A 10669-nucleotide genomic window follows, 5' to 3' on the forward strand; every position below is an offset into this window, starting at 1 on the left:
ATGCTTAGTGATTTTATTTTGGGTAGCTACAAACTTGCCTGATGAAAAAACACTTGGATCAACACCGGCAAAGGCCACCAGTTTCTTTGCGTGATCAAACCGATCGATTTCCCCGATCTCAGCTAAAATTGTTGCAGCAATCTTAGTGCCAATACCGGGTATCGATTGGATTAAATCATATTCTAGTAATTCTTCAGCCAGGGCTTCTACCGATTTATCAAGGGTTGCTAGATGGTCCTGGTATTGAAGAAGCAATTTGATGAGCTGCTGCATGGAGATCAAATGGCTTGAAAAAGCCGTCTCCTTAAAGGGATTTCGCTTTGCTGCAGCCCCTAAGATTTGAGCGCGTTCCAAGCACCATGAGACGGATCTGCCGCGTCCAGTAAGACGTCCGATTGCAGTTGTAATCTCCAACTCGGACATTTCTAGGACCTCTTTAGATGTCGGGTGTAAAGCCAGAAATCGAAGGGAAACCTTTGAATAAAGGTCACCAAACACGCCATGATATTCAGGAAATACTTGATCCAGAATAGCCTGAAACTGTAGTTTTGTTTGGACATACATACCCGTTAAAGATTCATGTTGGCGTGTTAGATAGCGTAAGTTCATTAGATGTTGACCCCGCTTTTTGTAGGGTTCAAACTCTTCTTTATAGAACAGCGTCCCTAATAGATGGGCATCAGCAGCATCCGTCTTCAACCGTCGCAAATTGGTTTTCTTGGCGTTATGTGAGATTAAAGGATTAATGACGATGTTCAAATACTGGTGCTCATCCAGAAACTGAACAACGGAGCTATGATAATGGCCTGTTGCTTCCATAACAATGGCGGGACGTATCCCTGCAGCTGATTCCACTCCTTTAATATAATTTAGAAAAGACGCTAACCCTTCAAGATCATGATTAAACCTAAAGATCTTCCCATAAGGTACTCCGCGGTCTAAAAAAGCTTGTGCGTGGCTCTCTCCCTTTGATACATCCAAACCAATGACTGGATTCATGTCATCACTCCCGTAGTATTTTCACCGGCAACCCCTAACCTTCTTGTCTTCCACACTATCGCATGTGATACGGGATCACGTCCCAACCAGCCTAACCATGGTTTAACAAGTAGGGGGGATGAACTGAATAGCTCTCGGGATCCAGGTCCCACGGGCAGAATCGTTCGATCCCCGGCTACCGCTATCTTACGACCATACAAAAATGAGGTCGACCAGAAAGTTCTGGTGACCTCATAATACGAACGGGCAGGATACTTCCAATTCAGCCATTACGCAGACCAGCGTCTATTCTGTGCATATTAGACGTTGCCGAATACTGAGATTAAAGAAAAAACAGAAAACAACTAACAAAAAATAAAATCTATAAATTCTTCTAAACGCTACGGGATACGTTTCTCATCAAACTTTCATTTGAGTTGTCTATACTGCTAGAGTAGCTCTTTTTTGGTTATTCGTAGTTTCCCATGGGTAATGTAAATCTACAAAACTTGGACAAGGGAATACGGTACGGATGTAAATTCGTAATTCTTTTTGTACCGGCTTAAACGCTACATCGTATACTTCCCAGCCCGCCCCTAAATTCATAGTTCTATTAAATATCCCATTCTCCGTTATCCTAGTTACTCCCTTCGAGGTTCTACTACAAGGATTGACCGCTAATAGTTATGCTAAACTGGGAAGAGCCTCTTATATTTACGTTGCAGCGGGCAGATTGAATTAATAGTGGGATAGTATGTTCTATGGTAAATAGTACAGTTAGAATGGTGGCATATGATAAATTTTATAACTAAGTTGAAGACAAAGATTACGAGTAAATGGTATGAATTACTCAATGACCCTGCAGGACCACATTTAGTAGCAATGAGTTTTGCAATCGGCGTAATTTCAGAAATGTTGACCATACCAACGCTAGGCATTGCTTTTGTGCTGATGATAGTTATAGTCAAGAGGTTGAACTATAGTTTGACAGCAGCATCTGCAGGATATTTCTTTACTAAAATTGTATACATTCCATTAGCACCATTGGAATTAAAGATCGGAAAGACTTTGCTCCATGAAAACTTCGATCCGCATGCGCATAAGTGGGCTTGGGCTAGAGGTGTATTACACAAAGACGCTGAATTGCTACTAGGAGCTGTTATTATCGGAGGAGTTTTGACGGTCATTTGTTACTTTGTGATCAGAAAAATTATTGCACTAAGGTTAAAGCACAACCAAAAAACCGGAGGATCTGGCGACATTTCTTCATAAATGTTCTATGCTTCTTCCACAATTCGAGTTAACAAAGAACAATTGCTTAGTATGTGAGTCTGAGCACCCCTAAATGGCTTCTCTGAAAAATTGTTAGTGATTTTGAATGCGAGCTCGCCTTCGCCTTGTCCAATTTTTCTTCGTCATGATCTGTGTTCTCCAAAAGGAACCCGAAATTGTCGGTTCAAAGCATCTTTTAGAGGCTTGGTCGGAGGAGGAGAAATTAAGCAATTCACGGTTAAGCATTTATATTATCGAATAAAAGCCATTTTAAGTTGGCTTGAAAAACGAGATATTGATCCTTTTGGTTGGTGAATAAAATTAGCTGAGCTTTAATATTTCAATGCATATATGTAGCCTCTTAATAAAAGAATATCTATAAAAGGGAGGTTACGTATTATGATATTAAAAAAGGTTTTTTGTTTTTATCTTATCCTACTCATTTGTTATGGTGTAGGATGTTCTAACCAAAATCAGATCAAGGAAAAATCTAGACAGAGTAATGAACCCTTGATTTCACTTTCGGAGGTAGCCAAACAAAACAACCTCGTTTCATTATTTGATCTCAATTCCAATTCTTACTTGATTGGTGAAACCGATCCTATTTACCGTTTAAAGGCAAATGAAACAACAGTTTTATCTGGGAATTCCACATTTACGCTGCCTGATGCCCCTCTAAGTTTAAATGGCGACCTGCTTTTAACGAAAGCATCCGTTGATAAGCTTTTTTCACCGCCTGAACCAACTTCCATTCACGTTCAAAGTTTTTCTCATAATACAATTAACCCTGATTCTTTAATTTCGTTCTCAAAACAATATATGGGTACGCCTTACCAATTCAATGCTGGCCCGTATGAAAGTTCACGTGCATTCGATTGTTCTTCCTTTGTACAGCATGTGTTCGGGCATTTCGGCATTTCACTTCCACGTTCATCCCAAGAACAATCAACATTGGGCACGTTAGTTGATCGTTCCAATTTAAGACCCGGTGATTTACTTTTTTTCTACACGCCAGGAAGGTATAGTTCCAATCGTATTGTTGGTCACTTGGGAATGTATATTGGAAATAACGAAATGATCAATACATATGGGGCACCTGGTGTTACAATTACGCCTCTTGACGCTTATTGGCAAGGAAGACTCTTGTTTGCAAAAAGAATTGGCTAATAATTAGTTGTCGGGTGACAAGAACATAGTAAGATTAAATGCCGCACAGTACCTACAATTTATTCAAAAAAGTTCTGTTGTTCGCAATCAATGATCAATAGACTCGAGTATTCAATGAGCAGTGATTTCAAGGTTGATTTTTATAATGAAAACAAAAAATGCTTCAGAATAGTTGATCTATTTCGGAGTTGCGCGCCGCATCGTTTGTTCAAATGAATGACAACATCCAGATGATTGCCGGGCTGGTGGCGGAACGACTGGGGCGCCCGCAAGATAATTTGGAAGTGCAATTGTTCGCAGGCTCCATGCTGGGCGCGCTGATGGCAGTGCTAAAGTATTGCGTGGAACATCCGGAAGCCGATATCTATGCCGTCATTGATGAAGCACTGGCACTGTATGAGGCTGGCTTGCCTATAGGGAAATTAGGAACTGTAGGAAAATGAACGAATACTGCAATGCTGGAAGGGCCATCCCATAAAAGTGATGGCCCTAAAACTTGCCGTTAAATACATTGCGGAGAACCACTTCACAGTAAATCATTACGCTAACGGACACGATAGCGTGGCGATGGAACCCTCCATAGCTTCTTTTAGTTTTGATAAACGTCGCTGAACTAACGGACAGTATAGCACAATAAACAGGGAGACAGGGAGCAGATTGCCGTGGCAGCTGCAGTTTAGTTCCAACAAATGTGGTGAAATAAGGGAAACGACTTTTGTTGGGGGTGCTTGTTGAAAGTAAAGATACTGAGGAAAGAAAGGCTTATTGTTATTGATGACTACTTTAATATTGGTGGAGCTCTAGAGCCTAATAATTTTTGTGTTTCCTGTAATAATGGACTTTTTTACTACGATAGATATGATGCTACATTTTGTGCGTATTGTAATGAATGGGTTACCCCGAATTGCACTTCACGAATAATTAAAAATGAAAATTCAGGAAATCCGGTAAGTCAAATTTATTATTTTAAAGTAATTAAACCATGTTAAACAGAAGTGGGGTGTTCCGTGGTAACGGTTTCTGCAGAGATTGAAATTAGAGCACCAATTGAACTTTGTTTTGATATGGCAAGAAATATTGAAATACATACTCAAACAGTCTGGAAACATACTCAGGAAAGAGTTGTAGCTGGAAGAACTTCTGGATTGATCGGTGAAGGGGAAACTGTGACTTTTCAAGCAAAGCATTTTTTGATCAGACAAAAGCTAACTTCAAGGGTCACTGACTATATTAGACCGTATAAGTTTGTGGATGAGATGAAAAGCGGCGCTTTTAAGAATATGAGACATGAACACGAATTTATTGATTTAGGAAATCGAACTTTGATGAAAGATACTTTATATTTTGAGGCTCCATTTGGTATTATTGGTTGGATTGTTGAAAGGGTTATTTTAAAGGAATACATGAAAAGATTTTTGACATTCAGGAATAAACAATTAAAGGAAATAGCAGAAAGAGCAATTTGAAGATAATTCGAGGGAGACACTAACTACACGCTTGTGGCAACATTTAAAACTAAAGGGACACGATAGTTGAATAAAGATACGAAGGCAACCGCAGAATGAACGGTTGCCTTTTCCACCCTAACGGGCAATAGAGCATAGTTGATTTATCAATGGAAAATAAAGGGATTTTTAGTTGTGTATCGAACAATTGGAGTAATACTAATATTGGAGGTTTGTGAAGATGGAATTAAAAGTTGATCGTTTAGAATATGAACTGGCTGATATTTCTGGCTCGAGGTTTCAAAAGGTTAAAGCTGAAGAATTATCTTTTGACAACGTTAATTTGACAAAGACACACATTAATAATGCAAATATGAAAGGCATGGCATTAAACGATGTGAATATGTCGAATATTAGAATTGAAAATGCTAATCTCACTGGCATCGAAATCAAAAACGCCAATTTTAGTTATGCTGTTCTTGAAAATGTTCATTTAATTGGCACTGAATTTCGTAATGTTGTTCTCCCTATGGAGGGTGATGGAAATTACAATCCAAATGGTTACAAACCAACTAGCTTTGTAAATTGTAACTTATCTAATGGGCAACTAACAAACTGTAACTTAACAAATCTTGATATTCGCGATTGTGATATATCTGGATTGAAGATTAACGGGGTGTTAGTAGAAGAATTAATAAAGAATAAGTAATGCATCAGTATAATTAAGCTAAAGGACACTATAGCACAATAAACAGGGAGTCGAATAGTTTCAAGAATAATTCAATAGTTGTGCAAAAAGATAGCATATTAAACACCATGAGAATTGCATCTTTGCAAGGAAAGATGAAAGGGTGAGAATTCATGGAAGTAAATGTGTTAGAACGTTTACCAAATCCAATAATTTTAAAAAAGCTAATGAAAATCCAAGCATCACTAAATATTATTCTTTGTGAAGATGAATGGCTTCGTTACCATAGGTTTGTTCAAGACTGGGATGAGGGTGTTTGTATGGCGAAAATAGATAATGGGGCAGGTGACCATCTAATTATTTTGTTTTCCACTGAAGGCTCCATAATAAAAGGCTTCGATCACGAATCTGAATTAAGCCCATATGCTCAAGATGAACATAAAGTATTGGAAGGGATTTATGATGACGTTCCTAAGGAATTATTAACTTTACTTGAAGACGATGCAATTGAAAAAGATGATGTGACTTTTTGTATTTGGCGTGAAAACAGTGACACTAGCTGGCGCAAGGGAAAAGTTGAAATTCCAAAAGGTGAAAGCGATGGTTCTGATTTTTTAGTGGGCTGTATATTCCATACACCTGAGGATTTTGTAGAATTTGCAGAGGGTTATTTTGAAATATCACCATCATTAGATATTGTTGCAAAAATTTACGATGAATTCACCATTACGGCAGAGATGATCAATATCTTAAATCCCGACTGTGATGTAAAGGAAGTTCTTCAAGAATTAGAGTTATTACGCTTAAAGATTTAGGATTCAAAAATTAAGCTAACGGATAGTTAGCTGAACTGTACATTAACAGGCCGCCGCATATCAATAAGAAGGAGTGTCAAAAGTATGGTTCATGTAAAAGATATCTTATCCAATCAGTTATTAGCAAATGCTAATGACCCTAGTTGGTACCTACCATTTTCAGATGCAATTGAAAATTTATCAGAGGAAGTAGCGTTTTGGAAACCTAATGAAGATAGTAATAGTATCGCTGAAATTGTGCAGCATTTACTTTATTGGAATGAGACTTGGCAAACTAGGTACCAAAAATCTCATATCAATGCTGTGCCTCCCATAGGAAATAATAATAAAAGTTTTATAGTTCCCAAAGATCATGATTTCGCTGATTTAAAGGAACGATTATTAGAGGTGCTTTTAAAATGGCAAAGTCTACTTACCGAAGAAAAAGTCGAAAGTGACGTGAATGGTTTCCCAATGGATGCCAAGTGGTGGGAGATACTCGGAAATGTGTCAACTCATAATGCATATCACATTGGTCAAATCTGTTATATTCGGAAGCTACATAAGAACTGGAAAGTAGATGCAAATTAAGAAAAATTACCTGGAATAATTAGTGAAGGAGCGGCAGCTCCTCTTTTTTTCATTCAAGTAACGGGCAGCATTCTTCAACGAGGAATGATAAAATAAAGAAGAAAAGGGACCTGAAAGGAAACCAATACATGGAGTTTATTTATGTTCTATGGAAACATAGTTTTATTGACGAACCAATCATTCTGATTTCTGAAATAATGCAAACCGATATGAAACAAGGAAAATTGAAATATACAGAGATGGGAAAGTCGGCTTCGCTTATCAGGATGTTGAAGTCAGGGATACAAGGTTATCTATTGAGCCTTTCCCCAGTATTGAGGAGATAGCGACCGAGGTTTAATTTATACCAAAATCAATCTTAAAAGTGGAGTTTGAAAAGTTTTGGAGTGATAAAGTTGTACCACTCCTGTAATGCGCGTTTTCAACACTTAACTAACGGGACACGCTAGTTGAATGCCCATCATGGTAAGGCTGCTGATGCTATAGATCGGCAGCTTTTTTAATTATCTGGCAGGGTTACATAATAATGTGTGGAATAAAAAGTAAACAAAAAGGGGGGCTGTTGATGAAGAGAATTGTAGTCGTAACAGTAGGTAAAACACATAGTGGTAAGACGACATTCGCTAAACAACTAGAATCGCAGTTGAAGAATGCAGTTATTATTGACCAAGACAATCACGCATCGTTCATTAACGCTCACTACAAGTCGTTACGTCCGAAAGAAGGCCCTAATGCGCTGAAATACGCAATTACTCAAACGATAGTCGATTACGCGGTAAATCAAACCGATTGTCACCTCGTTCTATGTAATTCAAATCTTGCACGAAACGGCCGCATGGACCTACTGGAATATTTTCGAATGAAAGGGTTTATAAGCATTCTCGTCTATTTTAATATTTCGGATGACGTACTAAAAGAACGGGTAACAGAAAGCCGGCGAAGCAAAGATATTTTTCGGAGCGCTTCAACGTTCGGGGATGTGCTTGCTCGACAACAAATGAGCGAAGCACCGGCTCCAGAAACAGGCGAGGCTGACCACCTCTTTGTAGTCAGCCGTAATGAAGAAGACGTACCGATGGTTATTAAGAAGATTACGGAAATTAGCGAACTTATGTAGGTTTAATATGGTCATCAAAGTTATGCATTGTTTACAAAAGAAATTGTCCAACTAACGGACACTTTAGTTCAAAAATGTAATCAAATTGTAGCCTATACTAGAAATTAAGACCCCCTTTAAAATGTATAACTTAGATCAGCAGCCCGGTGCTGTGGATTAAACTAACGGGCAGCATAGTTAAATTAGTTACGTTTTTATGATCATTTGTACTCCTTCATGAAAATAAACATGACCCCTCGAATAAGGGGTCATGGTGCTGGGTCAGGATACTTCAGCGGTAAAAGTTAATGAAGGGCTTAACTCAATTATCGATCAATCGCATAGCGCAGTTGAACGACGCCACCACCGAGGGGCTTGCAGTCCAGCAATTGCACATGCTTATATCGGTAGTTAGCTTTGTCGATTAAAAGATTTAGCCCTTTGCCTTCCAACACAGGCGCCACATTGAAAATCACTTCGTCAACAAGTCCTTGGCCTAAAAATGAATTATGGATATCCGCGCCGCCGCTAATAAGAGCGGTTTGATGGCCTTTTTGCTGCAGATAGCTCAATGCTTCCTGTGTCGATCTCACAACCGTTACGCCCGGGATTTCCGAGGCGTTATTTGATACGACGACGATATCGATATCGGCAAATGGTCCGGGTCCTGGGCCTCCACTACCACGCATTCCTTCGAAAGTCCGACGCCCGATGATGAAATTCCCCGCAGCTTTTGCGTGTGTCGCAAAGTCGTCTAGCGATTCTTTTTTTGGCGGGTTTTCGGGGCCGGATTGCGCATAATTGCCGTTAGCGGTTAAAGTTGCCCATAAAATAGTTTTCATAGTAATACTCCTCCTTGTGTTCGATTAAGTATTTTTCGGATAGCTGATGCTACCTGATCTGGACGGTCTTCTTGTAAATAATGTGAGGCATCTTCCAGGACAATGGTTTCGTTCATTGGCAAATGTTTTTGCCATTTGGCCATTTGTTCGAGCGGGAAGCCAGCGCTGTCTTTCGTGCCCCACAATATTTGTGCTGGTAAATCGGACAAATTCGACAACTTTGATTCGATAGCGGCAAGCCATGCTCGTGCCTTGCGAATCTGTCCGGGGAATACCCACGTCGGAATCCTGGACTTTGGGGTTGGGAATGGGTCGGTGTAAGCTTTTCTTAAGCTATCTGTGACTTTTTCGGTATGGTGTATCCCGTTCGGAACAATGGTTTTGGCGAAAAAATTGAGACGAGTCTGCAGCCAGTACCCGATTGGTCCCCCCATGGCGAGCGAGAACAATTTCATTGGCAAAATTTTCGCAGGCCACGCCCATGTATTCATCACGACGATGCCACGCAAGTTATCCCGATGCTGTACCGCGTAGTTCAGACCGATCGGACCTCCCCAATCCTGAACCACTAAAATAAAATCCTTTAGATCCAAATGGCGAATCAGTTCATGAACGGCTTCCGATTGCTCTTGCGGGGTGAAACGGTAGCCCTCAGGCGCCTTCGACATACCGAATCCGGGGTAATCCGGAGCGATAAGACGGAATTCCCTGCAAAGCTCTTTGATCACGTTCCGATAAAGATATGACCACGTAGGGTTACCGTGTAGGAGAAGAACCGTCGGTCCTTGCCCTTCATCGAGGTAATGGATGTGGCCGTCACGGTAAGGCAGCCAGTGATCGGTGAATGGGTACTCCCCCGGATCTAATTCAAATGGTCTTTTCATATGTGTTCCTCCCTCTTCCATCCATTTCCAACTTATTGATTTACATAGTAACTTATCTGTGGTACTTTTGAAAAGTAGTTACATTAAAGTGCAATAGTTTCAAAAAATGAACTATGGAGTGATTAAAATGATGGATCGATCCTGTCCTGGCGTCGTTGAACCTATCCTGGAGCTTTTGGATGGAAAATGGACCCTTCTTCTCTTATTCGAACTCTTTAATGGGACCCGACGTTTTGGGGAATTACGCCGTAAGCTACAACCCATTAGTCCTAAAACTTTGACAGATCGCCTTCGTCTGTTAGAAGAGAAGGGAATCGTCACTCGTACTCTTTACCCTGGTGTACCGCTGCATGTCGAATATGAACTTACTGAGTGCGGGAAAGGTCTGCAACCGATATTTGTGGCCATGTGGACGTGGACTCAGGAATATGGCGCATATCTACGGAAAGAGTCGGATGAGACAGAGGAAGAAGCAGCAGAAATGGAGATGTGATTATCATGAGCAAAGAGCGGGCCATCCTAACAAGGATGGTCTTAAAATTTGCCGTTAAAGACAGCACAGGGAACCTCGTCAAGTATTAAGCTGCATCATTGCGCTCCCATGAAAATTAAATCCGGAGTATCGGAAAATGGCAGCACTAAATAAGACGCTTCCTAATCATTTTTTGAAGCGTCTGTAAGATGGGGAATGGAGCTAGGAGTTAGCGGCAATTGTTACGGAGTAACCTAAGTTCTCTAGTCTTCGAACGGCATACTTTACAATAGATTGCTGCTTCTGTTTGTCAAAGTAATCTTCACCAAGATCTACATACATTTCTTTACGAGTGAGGAGATAAAACGCAATTCGCAGCATTGCATGGGCAACATTTATTGCTGCTCGTTTTTTACCTTTTCGCGCAGCTGTCCGCCTAT

General features: G+C 40.2%; 12 protein-coding genes and 2 pseudogenes. 10 read left to right on the forward strand and 4 right to left on the reverse strand.

From position 1 onward, the window contains the following. A partial coding sequence (locus O9139_RS24070; RefSeq protein WP_270884305.1) for an IS110 family RNA-guided transposase occupies positions 1–999 on the reverse strand: 999 nt, incomplete at its 3' end. A gap of 771 nt (positions 1000–1770) precedes the next feature. Between O9139_RS24070 and O9139_RS24075 the strand changes: the two genes are divergently transcribed. From O9139_RS24075 to O9139_RS24110, 9 genes and pseudogenes are all read left to right on the forward strand, one after another. Next, positions 1771–2250: a DUF2062 domain-containing protein gene (locus O9139_RS24075; protein ID WP_270884306.1), complete on the forward strand. Its 480-nt coding sequence runs from the start codon at positions 1771–1773 to the stop codon at positions 2248–2250. A gap of 399 nt (positions 2251–2649) precedes the next feature. After that, on the forward strand, positions 2650–3417 hold the full coding sequence (locus O9139_RS24080; protein WP_270884307.1) for a C40 family peptidase: 768 nt from the start codon (positions 2650–2652) through the stop codon (positions 3415–3417). A 188-nt stretch (positions 3418–3605) separates the two neighbouring features. Then, the gene (locus O9139_RS24085; protein ID WP_270884308.1) at positions 3606–3860 is read left to right on the forward strand and encodes an acyl-CoA-like ligand-binding transcription factor; all 255 of its coding nucleotides are present in this window, start codon (positions 3606–3608) and stop codon (positions 3858–3860) included. Between the two features lie 564 nt (positions 3861–4424). Beyond that, entirely contained in the window at positions 4425–4883 is a 459-nt protein-coding gene (locus O9139_RS24090) for an SRPBCC family protein (protein ID WP_270884309.1), read from the forward strand. A 220-nt stretch (positions 4884–5103) separates the two neighbouring features. Beyond that, positions 5104–5571 carry a pentapeptide repeat-containing protein gene (locus O9139_RS24095; protein WP_270884310.1) on the forward strand — a complete coding sequence of 156 codons (468 nt, stop codon included), beginning with the start codon at positions 5104–5106 and terminating at the stop codon, positions 5569–5571. 152 nt (positions 5572–5723) lie between these two features. After that, entirely contained in the window at positions 5724–6365 is a 642-nt protein-coding gene (locus O9139_RS24100; RefSeq protein ID WP_270884311.1) for a hypothetical protein, read from the forward strand. 84 nt (positions 6366–6449) lie between these two features. Then, entirely contained in the window at positions 6450–6935 is a 486-nt protein-coding gene (locus O9139_RS24105; RefSeq protein WP_270884312.1) for a DinB family protein, read from the forward strand. A 211-nt stretch (positions 6936–7146) separates the two neighbouring features. Continuing rightward, positions 7147–7275, forward strand: a pseudogene (locus O9139_RS33435) (DUF6881 domain-containing protein); the annotation flags it as partial. Between the two features lie 225 nt (positions 7276–7500). Continuing rightward, positions 7501–8052 carry an ATP-binding protein gene (locus O9139_RS24110; RefSeq protein WP_270884313.1) on the forward strand — a complete coding sequence of 184 codons (552 nt, stop codon included), beginning with the start codon at positions 7501–7503 and terminating at the stop codon, positions 8050–8052. A gap of 305 nt (positions 8053–8357) precedes the next feature. On the opposite strand, the gene O9139_RS24115 is transcribed toward O9139_RS24110, so the two are convergent. Both O9139_RS24115 and O9139_RS24120 read right to left on the reverse strand, forming a co-directional pair. Then, a complete protein-coding gene (locus tag O9139_RS24115) occupies positions 8358–8873 on the reverse strand; it encodes a dihydrofolate reductase family protein (protein ID WP_270884314.1) in 516 nt (171 codons plus the stop codon). Further along, positions 8870–9757 (reverse strand): alpha/beta fold hydrolase, encoded by an 888-nt coding sequence (locus O9139_RS24120; protein WP_270884315.1) that lies wholly within the window; start codon positions 9755–9757, stop codon positions 8870–8872. Before O9139_RS24120 ends, O9139_RS24115 begins: the two co-directional genes overlap by 4 nt. Positions 9758–9884: 127 nt before the next feature. On the opposite strand from O9139_RS24120, the gene O9139_RS24125 reads away from it, so the two are divergent. Continuing rightward, positions 9885–10250, forward strand: coding sequence for a winged helix-turn-helix transcriptional regulator (locus O9139_RS24125; protein ID WP_270884316.1), 366 nt, complete (start codon positions 9885–9887; stop codon positions 10248–10250). A gap of 201 nt (positions 10251–10451) precedes the next feature. Here O9139_RS24125 and O9139_RS24130 read toward each other — a convergent pair. Then, positions 10452–10669, reverse strand: a pseudogene (locus tag O9139_RS24130) (IS110 family transposase); the annotation flags it as partial.

The organism is Paenibacillus aestuarii (assembly GCF_027789125.1).
Lineage (GTDB): Bacteria > Bacillota > Bacilli > Paenibacillales > NBRC-103111 > Paenibacillus_E > Paenibacillus_E aestuarii.